The sequence below is a fragment of the Pseudomonas sp. NPDC077649 genome (assembly GCF_044542855.1).
Lineage (GTDB): Bacteria > Pseudomonadota > Gammaproteobacteria > Pseudomonadales > Pseudomonadaceae > Aquipseudomonas.
Map to the genome: position 1 here is coordinate 229,170 of NZ_JBITVF010000003.1, position 13,029 is coordinate 242,198.

At 66.5% G+C, this 13,029-nt stretch carries 17 protein-coding genes; 7 read left to right on the forward strand and 10 right to left on the reverse strand.

Going from position 1 to position 13,029, the window contains the following annotated elements:
- Both sdhD and sdhC read right to left on the reverse strand, forming a co-directional pair.
- Positions 1-369: a succinate dehydrogenase, hydrophobic membrane anchor protein gene (gene sdhD / locus ACIGFL_RS11330; RefSeq protein WP_024308045.1), complete on the reverse strand. Its 369-nt coding sequence runs from the start codon at positions 367-369 to the stop codon at positions 1-3.
- Positions 363-749, reverse strand: a complete 387-nt coding sequence (sdhC, locus tag ACIGFL_RS11335) for a succinate dehydrogenase, cytochrome b556 subunit (protein ID WP_177342876.1) — start codon at positions 747-749, stop codon at positions 363-365. Before sdhC ends, sdhD begins: the two co-directional genes overlap by 7 nt.
- Positions 750-1,098: 349 nt before the next feature.
- On the opposite strand from sdhC, the gene gltA reads away from it, so the two are divergent.
- A complete protein-coding gene (gltA, locus tag ACIGFL_RS11340; RefSeq protein WP_397497247.1) occupies positions 1,099-2,379 on the forward strand; it encodes a citrate synthase in 1,281 nt (426 codons plus the stop codon).
- Positions 2,380-2,494: 115 nt separating this feature from the next.
- On the opposite strand, the gene ACIGFL_RS11345 is transcribed toward gltA, so the two are convergent.
- The 3 genes from ACIGFL_RS11345 to ACIGFL_RS11355 all read right to left on the reverse strand — a co-directional run bounded on the left by ACIGFL_RS11345 (position 2,495) and on the right by ACIGFL_RS11355 (position 4,332).
- Positions 2,495-3,112: an START domain-containing protein gene (locus tag ACIGFL_RS11345; protein WP_397497248.1), complete on the reverse strand. Its 618-nt coding sequence runs from the start codon at positions 3,110-3,112 to the stop codon at positions 2,495-2,497.
- A 15-nt stretch (positions 3,113-3,127) separates the two neighbouring features.
- On the reverse strand, positions 3,128-3,385 hold the full coding sequence (locus ACIGFL_RS11350) for a YkgJ family cysteine cluster protein (protein WP_031303652.1): 258 nt from the start codon (positions 3,383-3,385) through the stop codon (positions 3,128-3,130).
- Positions 3,386-3,459: 74 nt separating this feature from the next.
- Entirely contained in the window at positions 3,460-4,332 is an 873-nt protein-coding gene (locus ACIGFL_RS11355; protein ID WP_397497249.1) for an NAD(P)-dependent oxidoreductase, read from the reverse strand.
- A 96-nt stretch (positions 4,333-4,428) separates the two neighbouring features.
- Here ACIGFL_RS11355 and ACIGFL_RS11360 point away from each other — a divergent pair, with 96 nt between their 5' ends.
- The 3 genes from ACIGFL_RS11360 (at position 4,429) to rhtA (ending at position 6,313) form a co-directional block, all read left to right on the forward strand.
- Positions 4,429-4,977 (forward strand): exonuclease domain-containing protein, encoded by a 549-nt coding sequence (locus ACIGFL_RS11360; protein WP_397497250.1) that lies wholly within the window; start codon positions 4,429-4,431, stop codon positions 4,975-4,977.
- A 64-nt stretch (positions 4,978-5,041) separates the two neighbouring features.
- Positions 5,042-5,323, forward strand: a complete 282-nt coding sequence (locus ACIGFL_RS11365; RefSeq protein WP_397497251.1) for a pyrimidine/purine nucleoside phosphorylase — start codon at positions 5,042-5,044, stop codon at positions 5,321-5,323.
- Positions 5,324-5,461: 138 nt separating this feature from the next.
- Positions 5,462-6,313, forward strand: coding sequence for a threonine/homoserine exporter RhtA (rhtA, locus tag ACIGFL_RS11370; RefSeq protein ID WP_397497252.1), 852 nt, complete (start codon positions 5,462-5,464; stop codon positions 6,311-6,313).
- Here rhtA and ACIGFL_RS11375 read toward each other — a convergent pair.
- The 4 genes from ACIGFL_RS11375 to ACIGFL_RS11390 form a co-directional block, all read right to left on the reverse strand.
- Positions 6,310-8,076, reverse strand: a complete 1,767-nt coding sequence (locus tag ACIGFL_RS11375; protein ID WP_397497253.1) for an ABC transporter transmembrane domain-containing protein — start codon at positions 8,074-8,076, stop codon at positions 6,310-6,312. The two genes, rhtA and ACIGFL_RS11375, sit on opposite strands and share 4 nt — an antisense overlap.
- A 68-nt stretch (positions 8,077-8,144) precedes the next feature.
- Entirely contained in the window at positions 8,145-8,579 is a 435-nt protein-coding gene (locus ACIGFL_RS11380; protein ID WP_397497254.1) for a thiol-disulfide oxidoreductase DCC family protein, read from the reverse strand.
- A complete protein-coding gene (locus ACIGFL_RS11385) occupies positions 8,576-9,166 on the reverse strand; it encodes a DUF1287 domain-containing protein (RefSeq protein WP_397497255.1) in 591 nt (196 codons plus the stop codon). The genes ACIGFL_RS11380 and ACIGFL_RS11385 overlap by 4 nt, the downstream gene beginning before the upstream one ends.
- Positions 9,167-9,175: 9 nt before the next feature.
- Entirely contained in the window at positions 9,176-10,291 is a 1,116-nt protein-coding gene (locus tag ACIGFL_RS11390; RefSeq protein ID WP_397497256.1) for an ATP-NAD kinase family protein, read from the reverse strand.
- A gap of 147 nt (positions 10,292-10,438) precedes the next feature.
- Here ACIGFL_RS11390 and ACIGFL_RS11395 point away from each other — a divergent pair, with 147 nt between their 5' ends.
- A complete protein-coding gene (locus tag ACIGFL_RS11395) occupies positions 10,439-10,618 on the forward strand; it encodes a PA1571 family protein (RefSeq protein ID WP_397497257.1) in 180 nt (59 codons plus the stop codon).
- Positions 10,619-10,639: 21 nt separating this feature from the next.
- Here ACIGFL_RS11395 and msrB read toward each other — a convergent pair whose 3' ends face one another.
- Positions 10,640-11,062, reverse strand: coding sequence for a peptide-methionine (R)-S-oxide reductase MsrB (gene msrB / locus ACIGFL_RS11400; RefSeq protein WP_397497258.1), 423 nt, complete (start codon positions 11,060-11,062; stop codon positions 10,640-10,642).
- A gap of 279 nt (positions 11,063-11,341) precedes the next feature.
- Between msrB and ACIGFL_RS11405 the strand changes: the two genes are divergently transcribed.
- A complete protein-coding gene (locus ACIGFL_RS11405; RefSeq protein WP_397497259.1) occupies positions 11,342-12,553 on the forward strand; it encodes a pyridoxal phosphate-dependent aminotransferase in 1,212 nt (403 codons plus the stop codon).
- A gap of 6 nt (positions 12,554-12,559) precedes the next feature.
- Positions 12,560-13,012 carry a hypothetical protein gene (locus ACIGFL_RS11410; RefSeq protein WP_397497260.1) on the forward strand — a complete coding sequence of 151 codons (453 nt, stop codon included), beginning with the start codon at positions 12,560-12,562 and terminating at the stop codon, positions 13,010-13,012.
- Positions 13,013-13,029 lie beyond the last annotated feature (17 nt).

The window sequence follows — 13,029 nt, forward strand, 5'->3', positions numbered from 1 at the left end:
TCAGAAACCCCACAGAATCTGCACGCCCCAGACGAACATCGCGAACATGGCGATGCCGCACACGGCCTGGAACAGGAAACGCACACCGGTCGCCCACTTGCCCAGCGCCATCGGCGTCAGGTAGTCGGTGGAGATGGTCCACATGCCGACCCAGGCGTGCACGCTCAGTGCAACCAGGGCTAGCAGGCTGAAGATGCGCATTGCGGTATGCGAGAACAGGCCGTGCCATTCGGCGTAGCCCATGCCCGGATTGCAGATCACATAGCCCAGCAGAAACAGCGTGTAAGCCGCGAGAACGACCGCAGACACGCGTTGCGCCATCCAGTCATAGAGGCCCGAACGCGAGAAATTCGTGACATTAGTTACCATATCCACACCCCCAGCAGCACGATCACGACCGCCGAGACGGCGATGACGATTTGCGAGCCCAGCTTGCCGCCTTCCAGCGTCTCGCCGATGCCCATGTCCATGATCAAGTGGCGTACACCGGCCACCAGGTGGTACAGCAGAGCGGACAGCAGACCCCAGATCACGAACTTGGCCAGCGGGCTGGCCAGACATTCTTTCACCTGGGCGAAGCCCTCTTCGGAGGTCAGCGACTTGTCGAGGCCGAACAGCAGGATGGCGATACCGACAAAGAGGATGACACCGGAGATGCGGTGCAGAATGGACGTGTAAGCGGTGATTGGGAGCTTGATAGTCCTAAGGTCTAGGTTTACAGGTCGTTGGCTATTCACGGCTTTTATCACACTGAGAGCCCCTAACTATCAGGGCAAAGTTGTTGGGAAGTGCACTGGTCAGGTACCCATCACCCAAGGAGTGACGACCGCCATGATATGGCCGCAAAGCCCCTGGCGGTCGGGCGCAGAGTATAGACAGTTAGCAGACTAATGACAATGCAATGGCCTACCCCAAAAAGCGCATTGCAGGCGCTGAACAAATGGCGTAAATAGCGGCCTTTTTTCGCGGAAAAACCCGCCGAAACCCTTCTGCCGCCTGGGTTTTCGCAAATTGACTTTCGGATTTATCCCACTATAGTGGTGCGGGCCCTGCGTGGGGGGCTGTCTGATGATTTCAAGCATAACTAGGAGGCCACATATGGCTGACAAAAAAGCGCAGTTGATCATCGAGGGCAATGCCCCCGTCGAACTGCCCGTTCTGACCGGCACCATGGGTCCCGATGTAATCGATGTGCGGAGCCTGACCGCCACGGGTCGGTTCACCTTTGATCCTGGCTTTATGTCGACCGCCTCTTGCGAGTCGAAGATCACCTACATCGACGGCGACAAGGGCATCCTGCTGCACCGCGGCTACCCCATCGAGCAACTCGCCGAGCAATCCGACTACCTGGAAACCTGCTACCTGCTGCTCAATGGCGAACTGCCGAGCAAGGAAGAGAAGGCCAAGTTCGTCAGCACCATCAAGAACCACACCATGGTTCACGAGCAGCTGAAGACCTTCTTCAACGGTTTCCGCCGCGATGCCCACCCGATGGCCATCATGTGCGGCGTGGTCGGCGCCCTGTCCGCCTTCTATCACGACTCGCTGGACATCAATAACCCGCAGCACCGCGAAGTCTCGGCCATGCGCCTGGTGGCCAAGATGCCGACCATCGCCGCCATGACCTACAAGTACTCCATGGGCCAGCCCATGATGTACCCGCGTAACGACCTGAACTACGCGGAAAACTTCCTGCACATGATGTTCAACACCCCGTGCGAGATCAAACCGATCAGCCCGGTGCTGGCCAAGGCGATGGACAAGATCTTCATCCTCCACGCCGACCACGAGCAGAACGCCTCCACCTCCACCGTACGCCTGGCCGGCTCTTCCGGCGCCAACCCCTTCGCCTGTATCGCCGCCGGCATCGCCGCGCTGTGGGGCCCGGCGCACGGCGGCGCCAACGAGGCGGTGCTGAGCATGCTGGACGAGATCGGCAGCGTCGAGAACATCGACAAGTTCATCGCCAAGGCCAAGGACAAGAACGACCCGTTCAAGCTGATGGGCTTCGGCCACCGCGTGTACAAGAACTTCGACCCGCGCGCCAAGGTGATGAAGCAGACCTGCGACGAAGTGCTGGCCGAGCTGGGCATCAACGACCCGCAGCTGGAACTGGCGATGAAGCTCGACGAGATCGCGCGCAACGATCCGTACTTCAAGGAACGCAACCTCTACCCGAACGTCGACTTCTACTCGGGCATCATCCTCAAGGCCATCGGCATCCCGACTTCCATGTTCACCGTGATCTTCGCCCTGGCGCGTACCGTCGGCTGGATCTCGCACTGGAAGGAAATGCTCTCCAGCCCGTACAAGATCGGCCGTCCGCGCCAGCTGTACACCGGCTACGAGCAGCGCGACCTGCCGAGCGGCCGCGACTGATCGCCAGCGCGACGCAAAAAAGGCTGCCCGATGGCAGCCTTTTTATTGGCTCGCAGTACATGCGGCGATCTTTCTCCACCAGGGCATTTTTATCCGCGAACTTCGCGGATACACCCTACTTCAGCCCAGAACCCTCGACCAGCGCCTTGAGCGCTTTCAGCGTCTGCAGCGGTGCATCGACGACGAAGCTGCTGGCCAGCCAGGACGGCACGCTGCCGCCCGGCTCGGTATGCGCCTGGTAGACCACCTCCACCCGACCCTCGCCCAGCGGCCGCAAGCGCCAGATGCCCTCCAGCTTGCGCACCCGCACATAGCCGCGCTGCTCCGGCAAGCGCGTCGGCGCCGCCGTGAGCCGACGGGTGACGCTGCCGTCGGCGCCGACCTCGGTGGCGACCTGCAGCACCGAATCGCGCGGCGTCACCGGCCAGGGCGTGGCGTAACGGCTGTAGATCCAGCTCAGCGCGCCTTCGCTGCCGAGCAGGCGCTGCTCGCTGCAGGCGTAGATCCAGGCGCAGGAGGCGGCGACGTCCTCCTGCAGGGCGAGCAGGGTCGGCATATCCGTGCGCAGGGTGACCACGCCGCGATAGGCCTGGTAGCGCGAACCCGACACCTCGGCCAGGTACACGCGCACACCGCCCTCCTCCCGGGCCAACCGCCATTGCAGCTCCGCGGCCGGCGCGCTCGCGACCAACAGCAGCAGGCCCAGCAGAGCGCCTCGCACGCCTCCTTTCATCGACACTCCCAGCGTTCAGGGCACCGCCGTGGCCTGTTCCAGCCACCCCAGCAGACGGATGGCGGCCTCGCGGCTATCGCCGCAGACCTGTTCGTCGGCGCTGAAGCCGACGCACACCGCCGGCCGCTCCGGGCGTCCGAACAGGGCACAGAGATGCTCGGCGGACAGATGGATGCAACGCACGCCGGCCGGCTTGCCCTGGGGCATTCCGGGAATCGGCGAGCTGATGGAAGGCGCGATGCAACAGGCACCGCAGCCTGCACGACAGTCCATGACAAACCTCGACATGCGGATAGAACGGCGGCGATGCTAATTTCGCGCGCGCCGCCAGTCGAGGCCTTTTGCGATCAGCGGCCGCGCTGCAAGCGCGCCAGCAGGCTGGACGTATCCCAGCGCCCGCCGCCCATGGCCTGCACCTCGGCGTAGAACTGGTCGACCAGTGCGGTCACCGGCAACTGCGCGCCATTGCGCCGCGCCTCGTCGAGCAGAATCGACAGGTCCTTGCGCATCCAGTCCACGGCGAAGCCGAAGTCGAATTCGCCGGCCAGCATGGTCTTGTGGCGATTTTCCAGCTGCCAGGACTGCGCCGCGCCCTTGCTGATCACCTCCATCGCGCCGTGCGCGTCGAGACCGGCGCGCTGGGCGAAATGCAGCGCCTCGGACAGCCCCTGCACCAGGCCGGCGATGCAGATCTGGTTGACCATCTTGGTCAGCTGGCCGCTGCCGGCAGCGCCCATCAGACGGATCATCCGCGCGTAGCTCTGGATCACCGGCTCGGCGCTGGCATAGGCCTCGGCCTCGCCGCCGACCATCACCGTCAGCACGCCGTTGACCGCGCCGGCCTGGCCGCCGGACACCGGCGCATCGAGAAAGCCCAGGCCGCGCTCGGCGGCGAGCGCCGCCAGCTCGCGGGCGACATCGGCCGACGCCGTGGTGTGATCGACCAGGATGGCGCCCGGCGCCATGCCGGCGAAGGCGCCCTGCTCGCCCAGCACCACACCGCGCAGGTCATCGTCGTTGCCCACGCAGCACATCACCAGCTCGGCGCCCTGGGCCGCCTCGCGCGGCGTCGGCGCGCTGCTACCGGCGTATTCGGCCATCCATTGTTCGGCCTTGCCCGGCGAGCGGTTGTACACCGTCACCTGATGGCCGTTGCGGGCCAGGTGCCCGGCCATCGGATAGCCCATCACCCCCAAGCCGATAAACGCGACCTTCGCCATAGCTACCTCCTCCAGACATAGACGGCAGAGCCTAACACGGGGTTTGCCCTGGCCGGAAAGCCCTTCCATACTGCCTGCGCACGCAAGGGAGGGCCTATGGGACATTGGTTGATCATCGACCTGGAAGCCACCACCGACGAGGGCGGCTGGCCAGTAGAGGAAATGGAAATCATCGAGATCGGCGCCAGCCTGGTCGGCGCCGACGGTCATGAGCGCGATCACTTCCAGCGTTTCGTCAAACCGCAACGACGCCCCTGCCTGACCGCCTTCTGCCGCGAGCTGACCCATATCAGCCAGGACGAGGTCGACGCCGCGGCGCCCCTGCCGCAGGTCTGGGCGCAGTTCGAGCGCTGGCTCGGCCAACACGCGCCGCGGCTGGTGGGCTGGAGCAGCTGGGGCGACTACGACCGCCGCCAGCTGGAGCAGGAATGGCGCCGGCACCAGCTCGCCAGCCTGCTCGCCGCGGTGCCGCACCTGAACCTCAAGCAGGCCTTCGCCAAGGCCCGTCAGCTGCCGCGGCCGATCGGCCTGCACAGCGCCCTGCAACTGGCCGGCCTGCAGTTCCAAGGGGCGCAGCATCGCGCGCTGACCGACGCGCGCAACACCGCTCGCCTGTTGCCGCTGGTGCTGCCGCTCAAAGACTGATGACGAAGAAAAGGCGCTTGGGCATACTGGCGGCCCCTTTTTAAACCCTCCCGAGGAATCGCAGATGTTCAAGGTCAACGAGTACTTCGACGGCACCGTCAAATCCATCGGTTTCGCCATGGCCGAAGGTCCTGCCACCATCGGCGTGATGGCCCCGGGCGAGTACGAATTCGGCACCAGCCAGCTGGAAGTGATGCACGTGGTCGCCGGCGCCCTGACCGTGAAGCTGCCGGGCAGCGACAGCTGGAGCACCTTCGAGGCCGGCAGCAACTTCACCGTACCGGCCAACAGCAAGTTCCAGCTGAAGGTGGCAGTGGACACCGCCTACCTCTGCGAATACCTCTAAGCTGCCGCAGCGCCTCGAAGAACCGGCCCTCGCGGCCGGTTTTTTCTTGCTCCCGCAGAAGTTCGGAACCCTCGGTGCGCACGGCGCACCTACGCTCAGATGCACCTGAAAGCCGATTAGCCCGCCAAGGACCGCCCCATGCCCCGTACCGCCCTTCTCGCACCTATCGGCCTGCTGCTGGTGGCGATGATCTCGATCCAGAGCGGTGCCTCGCTGGCCAAGAGCCTGTTCCCGCTGGTCGGCGCCGAGGGCTCCACGGCGCTGCGTCTGGTGCTCGGCGCGATCATCCTGTCGCTGGTGATGCAGCCCTGGCGCACCCGCCCGAACCTGGCCGCCTACCGCCCGCTGCTGGCTTACGGCCTGGCCCTGGGCGGGATGAACCTGCTGTTCTACATGTCGCTGCAGAGCATTCCGCTGGGCGTCGCCGTGGCCCTGGAGTTCACCGGGCCACTGGGCCTGGCGCTGCTGTCGTCGCGGCGCTTGCTGGATTTCGCCTGGATCGTCCTGGCGGTCTTCGGCCTGTGGCTGCTGCTGCCCAGCGATCTGGCGCAGACCCAGCTCGACCCGCTGGGCATGGCCCTGGCCCTCGGCGCCGGGCTGTGCTGGGCGCTGTATATCGTCTTCGGGCAGAAGGCCGGCGCCGCCCACGGCCGCCAGACCGTGGCCCTGGGCACCTGGGTCGCCGCCCTGCTGGTGCTGCCCATCGGCCTGTGGCAGGCCGGCGGCAGCCTGTTCTCGGTGGATCTGCTGCCCATCGCCCTGGGCGTGGCGGTGCTGTCCTCGGCGCTGCCCTACAGCCTGGAGATGGTCGCCCTGACCCGCCTGCCGGCGCGCACCTTCAGCATCCTGATGAGCCTGGAGCCGGCCATCGCCGCGCTTTCCGGGCTGCTGTTCCTCAGCGAGCAACTGAGCTGGAACCAGTGGCTGGCGATTGGCGCCATCATCCTCGCCTCGGCCGGCGCGGCCGCGACGATCAAACCCAAGGGCTAGCCGGCCTCACCGAACTGCAACTCGGCCAGGCGCGCATAGAGCGGGCTGCCGGCCAGCAGTTGCGCGTGGCTGCCGATGGCCGCCAGGCGCCCCTGCTCGATCACCGCGATGCGTTCGGCCTGCTTCACCGTGGCCAGGCGGTGCGCGATCACCAGGGTGGTGCGCCCGGCCATCAGGCGCGGCAGGGCCTGCTGGATCAGGTGCTCGCTCTCGGCGTCCAGCGCGCTGGTGGCCTCGTCGAGCAGCAGGATCGGCGCATCGGCGAGCAAGGCGCGAGCGATGGCCAGGCGCTGGCGCTGACCGCCGGAAAGCCCCAGGCCGGCGTCGCCCAGGTGGGTCTGGTAGCCCTGCGGCAGGCGCTGAATGAACTCGTGGGCATGCGCCGCGCGCGCAGCCGCTTCCACCTCGGCCTGGCTGGCATCGAGGCGGCCGTAGCGGATGTTGTCCTCCACCGTGCCGTAGAACAGCGCCGGATTCTGCGACACCAGGGCGAAGCAGGCACGCAGCTCGCGCGGGTCGAGCCGCTCGATCGGCACGCCGTCGATCAGGATGCGCCCGGCCTGCGGGTCGAAGAAGCGCAGCAGCAGGTCGAACAGGGTCGACTTGCCGGCGCCGGACGGCCCGACCAGCGCCAGGGTCTCGCCAGCGCGCACCTGCAGGCTGATGCCATCGACCGCGTAGTGCTCCGGACGCCCCGGATAGGCGAAGCGCAGATGCTGCAGCTCGATCTCGCCGCGCACCGGCTGCGCCAAATGCTGCAGCCCCTGTTGCGGCGCAGCGATCTCGTTGCGCGCGCGCAGCAGTTCGGCGATGCGTTCGGCCGCACCGGCGGCGCGCTGCAGCTCGCCGATCACCTCGCTCAGGGTGCCGAACGAGGAGCCGACGATCAGGCTGTAGAACACGAAGGCCGCCAGCTCGCCGCCGGAAATGCGCCCGGCGATCACGTCCATGCCGCCGACCCAGAGCATTACCCCGACGGCGCCGAGCACCAGCACGATGACCAGGGTGATCAGCCAGGCGCGCTGGGCGATGCGCTTGCGCGCCACCGCGAACGCCGCCTCGGCGGACAGGCCGAAGCGGCGTTTGTCCTCGTCCTGGTGGTTGTAGGCCTGTACCGTCTTGATCTGCCCCAGCACCTCGCCGACGTAGCTGCCGACGTCGGCCACGCGGTCCTGCGACAGGCGCGACAGCGCGCGCACGCGACGGCCGAAGATCAGGATCGGCGCCACCACCAGCGGCAGCGCCGCCAGCACGATGCCGCTGAGCTTGGGGTTGGTCACCACCAGCAGCACGCTGCCGCCGACCAGCATGATCAGGTTGCGCAGCGCCATCGACAGCGACGAGCCGATCACCGATTGCAGCAAGGTGGTGTCGGCGGTCAGGCGCGACTGGATCTCCGAGCTGCGGTTGCTCTCATAGAAGCCCGGGTGCAGCTCGATCAGGTGATCGAACACGCGCCGGCGAATATCGGCCACCACCCGTTCGCCCAGCCAGGACACCAGGTAGAAGCGCGTGTAGGTGCCCAGCGCCAGGGCCAGCACCAGGACGAAGAACAGCCCCAGCGACTGGCGCAACGCCGCCGGCGACTGGGTGGCCAGGCCCTGATCCACCAGCAGCTTGATGCCCTGGCCCATGGACAGGGTGATCGCCGCGGTGAACAGCAGCGCCAGCAAGGCGCCCAGCACCCGCCCGCGATAGGGCGCGATAAAGCGCCAGGCCAGGCGCAAGGCGCCGCGCTGACGGGAGGAAAGCAGCGATGTCATGGGGTTTCGGGTCGCCTCAGCAATAGATAGAAACCAGCGCCAGCCAGGCCATCCGCACCAGCGGCCGCTCAGTCATGCAGAAAGCGCTCGGCGTGGTCGGCGCTGGGCAGCAGGCATACGTCATGCCGCCCGAACAGGCGGTAGCGGTTCAGCGCGATGCGGTCGTAGCACCAGTCGCGCAGCGGTCGCGGGATCAGCCGCAACCCGGCCAGCCCCCGCCAGGGCCAGGGCAATTGGGCGAGGATGCCCAGCACGGCGTCGGAACGCAGCAGCAGGCGACCATTTTCGATCAGCGCCATGCTGTCGAAACGCTCGCTGGGCAACCCGTACCAGGCCAGCAATGCCTGCCCCTGGGCGGACTGCGCCGAGGCCAGGCGAAATTGCCGCGCACGGTCGTGGCGGATGAGGAATTTCGCCCAGCCGTTGCACAGCTTGCAGACGCCGTCGAACAGCACGACGCGCTCACCAGCGACGAGACCGGGCGGCAGTACAGGTTCAGTCATGGTGCGGCACTCGCCTGTCGAGCGAGCGGGCGGTAGTGGCCGGTGATGCGGAAGGCGAAGAGGATGTCTTCCTCCTGAGCGCCACGGCCGATGTTGTGCAGGATCAGCGGCGTCCCCGTGAGAGCCTGGCGATCGCTGACGATGCCGATATGGGTGAGGCCGCGCCCCAGATCCCAGGTGACGATATCGCCAGCCCGGTAGGTGGAAGCGTCCTGACTGACCGGCAACGACCAACCCTGGCGCTTGAACCAGGTCATCAGGTTGGGCACGCGGCGGTGGTCGATATTGGCGTCGGGACGGCTCAGCCCCCAGCTCTTCGGATAGACGGCGAAATTGCCGCGCATGTCGCGGTGCACCGCCTCCTGCAGATCCAGCCCCTGCTGGCGCAGCGCGCGGATCACCACGTCGGTGCACACCCCGGTCGCCATGGGCACATCGCCGCCCGGATAGTTCAACTGGCGGTAAGCCGGGTCATAGCTCAGGGTCACGCCGACCTGCTGGCGCGCATCCAGCACCAACCTGTCAGCCTCGATGGCCTGCGCGGCCAGCGCCAGCGCCCAGGCCGACAGTAGAACCAGCATGCGCATCGCGATCTCCTATCGAGCCAAGGGATACAGCAGTTCTTCCTTATACCCGGCCCAGACCCGCACGGCATCGGGAAAGGCGTCGTCCAGGGTCACCTCGCCGCTGTCCACCAGCAGCGGGCGGCCTTCCAGCGTGGCCAACTTGCGCTTGGTGGCCACCACGCGCAGGCGCTCCAGGCCGATGGCGCGCAGCACGCGCGGGCTGATCTGCTGGTTGCCGCGGCCGAGGATATGGCCCTGGCCGCCGATGGCGGTGACCAGCAGATAGGCCGGATGTCCGTCGACCAGGGCCAGCAGCTCGGCCTCGTTGACGTCACGGGCGATCACCCGGCCGTCTTCGATCACATCGACGCCCAGCAGCGTGGTGTCCAGCCCCAGGTTCTGCGCCAGGCCGTGCAGGGTCGAGCCGGGGCCGAACACATAGCGCACGCCCGGCTCCCACTGCGCCTCCAGCCAGGCGGCGAGATCGGCCAGCACCAGCTCCTCGGACTCCACCCCGCCCTGCTTGACCGCCTGCACATAACCGCCCTCCTGCGGCACGCACAGTTCGCCGTACCAGCGCGCGGTGACCCGGCCCTCGCGCAGGGCATTTTCGTCGATATCGCGCACCTCGCCGCTGGTCAGGCGCACCAGACCACCCTCGACCAGGCGCGCGGTCAGCTCGCCGGCGGCACGCGGGCTGATGGCGTAGACGCCGGACTGGATCTTCACCCCGGCCGGAATGCCCAGCACCGGTTGCCCTTGCCTGACCGCGGCGCAGACGTCCCGCGCCGTGCCATCGCCACCGGCGAACAGGATCAACGCCACCCCCGCGTCCTGCAGCTGCCGCACGGCGCGGCGGGTGTCTGCGGCGGTGGTGGCGCCTGCGCCCAACTTGCCCAGCAGGCGATGGGCGAAGCCCAGCTGCGCCAATAGATCGCCGCCCATGGCGCCCGGGTAGCTGACGAACTCGATGCGTTCGCGCAATCCCAGCAACTGCTCCAACGCGGTGCGGGTGCGCTGCGCCGCCTTCGGCTCGATACCCAGGGCCAGCGCCTGTCCGGCCACGCCGTCGCTGCCCTTGAGCGCCGCCGGGCCGCCGAGGCCGGCCAGCGGATTGATGATCAGACCTATATGGAAACGCGACATGAATTCCTCGTTCGAGACAGGCTGGCACGCCGCCTGCAATACGACCTTTGCTATGTGTTTTGTGACGGAGCAGCGCCGTCGCAATTGTCACCGCGCCTTCATCTAGCCGCTCTAGACTGGCGCGCATCACTGATGAGGAGACAGGCCATGAGCTTGCACGACACTGCCGCCCAACGCCCCGCCACCCCGGTCAAGCATCCGCAGATGCCGGTGGGCGGTTTTATCATCGATGGCCAGGGCCGCGAAGTGCCGATCACCGAAGGCATGATCCAGCAGGCCTGCGCCGAGCTGGAAAAGGCTCAGCAGCAGCCCCGGCGGCAGGGCTGAGGCGACCAGGCGCCTGGCAGATCAGGCGCCTGGCGCTCCCCCCCCCCCCCAAGCGCGCGGCAGCAGTTTCAGCGACAGCGAATTGATGCAGTAGCGCAACCCGGTCGGCCGCGGCCCGTCGGGGAACACGTGGCCGAGATGGGCGTCGCACTTGGCGCATTTCACCTCGATGCGGTGCATGCCATGGCTGAAGTCGTCGAGCCGGGCGATCGCCTCGTCGCTGACCGGCTGGAAGTAGCTCGGCCAGCCGCTGCCGGAGTCGTACTTGGCGTCGGAGTCGAACAGCGCCTCGCCGCAGCAGGCGCAGTGATAGATCCCCGGCGTCTTGCTGTCGTGATACTCGCCGGTAAAGGGCCGCTCCGTGCCGCCCAGGCGACAGACATGAAACTGCTCCTGCGACAGTTCCTCGCGCCAGGCCTCCAGGGGTTTGTCGAGTTTGTCCACGGGCAAGGTTCCTCCTCGATAAAAGCCAGGCGATGCGTGACAGCGCTGGCCTTGGTTGTACGCGGGGCGCGTTGAGTTCGCGGCGGAAGCCGCTGCTACCTGGCCGCGACCTGGGCGCATCCTCGCTTAAAAAAGCCGGACTGGCACCTTTGCCGCGCTCAGGCCGCCACGTATGATTCGACGCCAGTCTGTCACCCGCGTTACAGGCTGCCAAGATTCTCCGTCGCGAGACTTTTGCAGCGTGCTTCGGCGGGTTATCCATCGCTCGGGATCCCTTACATGCAGGTCAGCAAATCGAACAAGCTCGCCAACGTCTGCTACGACATCCGCGGGCCGGTGCTCAAGCACGCCAAACGTCTGGAAGAGGAAGGCCAGCGCATCCTCAAGCTGAATATCGGCAACCCGGCGCCGTTCGGTTTCGAGGCGCCGGAGGAAATCCTCCAGGACGTCATCCGCAACCTGCCAACCGCACAGGGCTACAGCGACTCCAAGGGCCTGTTCAGCGCGCGCAAGGCGGTGATGCAGTACTACCAGCAGAAGCAGGTGGAAGGCGTCGGCATCGAGGACATCTATCTCGGCAACGGCGTCTCCGAGCTGATCGTGATGGCCATGCAGGCGCTGCTCAACAACGGCGACGAGGTGCTGATCCCGGCGCCCGACTACCCGCTGTGGACCGCCGCGGTGGCGCTGTCCGGCGGCAAGCCGGTGCACTACCTGTGCGACGAGCAGGCCGGCTGGTTCCCCGATGTCGCCGACATGCGCGCCAAGATCACCCCCAACACCAAGGCCCTGGTGCTGATCAACCCGAACAACCCCACCGGCGCGGTGTATTCGCGCGAGGTGCTGCTGGATATCGTCGAGCTGGCGCGCCAGCACAATCTGGTGCTGTTCTCCGACGAGATCTACGACAAGATCCTCTACGACGAGGCCGTGCACATCAGCACCGCCTCGCTGGCGCCGGACGTGCTGTGCCTGACCTTCAACGGCCTGTCCAAGAGCTACCGGGTGGCGGGTTTCCGTTCCGGCTGGGTGGCCATTTCCGGGCCCAAGCACAAGGCACAGAGCTATATCGAGGGCCTGGACATCCTGGCCAATATGCGCCTGTGCGCCAACGTGCCGAGCCAGCATGCGATCCAGACCGCGCTCGGCGGCTACCAGAGCATCAACGACCTGGTGCTGCCCAACGGCCGCCTGCTCGAGCAGCGCAACCGCGCCTGGGAACTGCTCAACGACATTCCCGGGGTCAGCTGCGTCAAGCCGATGGGCGCGCTGTACGCCTTCCCGCGGATCGATCCCAAGGTCTGCCCGATCCACAACGACGAGAAGTTCGTCCTCGACCTGCTGCTGTCGGAGAAACTCTTGATCGTCCAGGGCACCGCCTTCAACTGGCCCTGGCCGGATCACTTCCGCGTGGTCACCTTACCAAGGGTCGACGACCTGGAGCAGGCCATCGGCCGCATCGGCAACTTCCTCAAGGGCTACCGCCAGTAGGCCGGCATGGATCTGCAGATCGACGACTTCTATAAGGACGCCGCCGGCGGCCTGCTGCTGCTCTATCAGGCCTTCCCGCGCAAGCTGGCGCTGTACGTCGAGGACCTGATCGGCCGCGAGGAGCCCGACGAGTTCGGCCTGCCGAGCAAGCGCCACCAGGCCTGCCTCGGCGCCCTGCTGTGGCTGGCCGAGGAAGGCTATCTGCGCTTCGAGTCGACCATCGCCTACGACGCGCTGGACCAGGCGGTGCTGACCGAGAAGGGTTTCCTGCGCCTGTCGCGGGCCATTCCCCACGCCGTGGGCGAGGGCCAGGCGCTACCGCCCAGCGTGCGCCGGGTGCATGCTACCCTGGCCTTCCAACTGCGCGAGGCGCTGGCCCAGCAACACGGCGAACGTACCGCGCGCCTGACCCGCCTGCTGTTCGAGAGCAACCTGCAGGGTTCAGGCGACATAGTTTGAAATAGTCGCTGGTTGAA

Coding starts and splice junctions, on each gene's coding strand:
- sdhD (WP_024308045.1), bottom strand. CDS start 369: ATGGTAACTAATGTCACGAATTTCTCGCGTTCGGGCCTCTATGACTGG.
- gltA (WP_397497247.1), top strand. CDS start 1,099: ATGGCTGACAAAAAAGCGCAGTTGATCATCGAGGGCAATGCCCCCGTC.
- ACIGFL_RS11345 (WP_397497248.1), bottom strand. CDS start 3,112: ATGAAAGGAGGCGTGCGAGGCGCTCTGCTGGGCCTGCTGCTGTTGGTC.
- ACIGFL_RS11350 (WP_031303652.1), bottom strand. CDS start 3,385: ATGGACTGTCGTGCAGGCTGCGGTGCCTGTTGCATCGCGCCTTCCATC.
- ACIGFL_RS11355 (WP_397497249.1), bottom strand. CDS start 4,332: ATGGCGAAGGTCGCGTTTATCGGCTTGGGGGTGATGGGCTATCCGATG.
- ACIGFL_RS11360 (WP_397497250.1), top strand. CDS start 4,429: ATGGGACATTGGTTGATCATCGACCTGGAAGCCACCACCGACGAGGGC.
- ACIGFL_RS11365 (WP_397497251.1), top strand. CDS start 5,042: ATGTTCAAGGTCAACGAGTACTTCGACGGCACCGTCAAATCCATCGGT.
- rhtA (WP_397497252.1), top strand. CDS start 5,462: ATGCCCCGTACCGCCCTTCTCGCACCTATCGGCCTGCTGCTGGTGGCG.
- ACIGFL_RS11375 (WP_397497253.1), bottom strand. CDS start 8,076: ATGACATCGCTGCTTTCCTCCCGTCAGCGCGGCGCCTTGCGCCTGGCC.
- ACIGFL_RS11380 (WP_397497254.1), bottom strand. CDS start 8,579: ATGACTGAACCTGTACTGCCGCCCGGTCTCGTCGCTGGTGAGCGCGTC.
- ACIGFL_RS11385 (WP_397497255.1), bottom strand. CDS start 9,166: ATGCGCATGCTGGTTCTACTGTCGGCCTGGGCGCTGGCGCTGGCCGCG.
- ACIGFL_RS11390 (WP_397497256.1), bottom strand. CDS start 10,291: ATGTCGCGTTTCCATATAGGTCTGATCATCAATCCGCTGGCCGGCCTC.
- ACIGFL_RS11395 (WP_397497257.1), top strand. CDS start 10,439: ATGAGCTTGCACGACACTGCCGCCCAACGCCCCGCCACCCCGGTCAAG.
- ACIGFL_RS11405 (WP_397497259.1), top strand. CDS start 11,342: ATGCAGGTCAGCAAATCGAACAAGCTCGCCAACGTCTGCTACGACATC.
- ACIGFL_RS11410 (WP_397497260.1), top strand. CDS start 12,560: ATGGATCTGCAGATCGACGACTTCTATAAGGACGCCGCCGGCGGCCTG.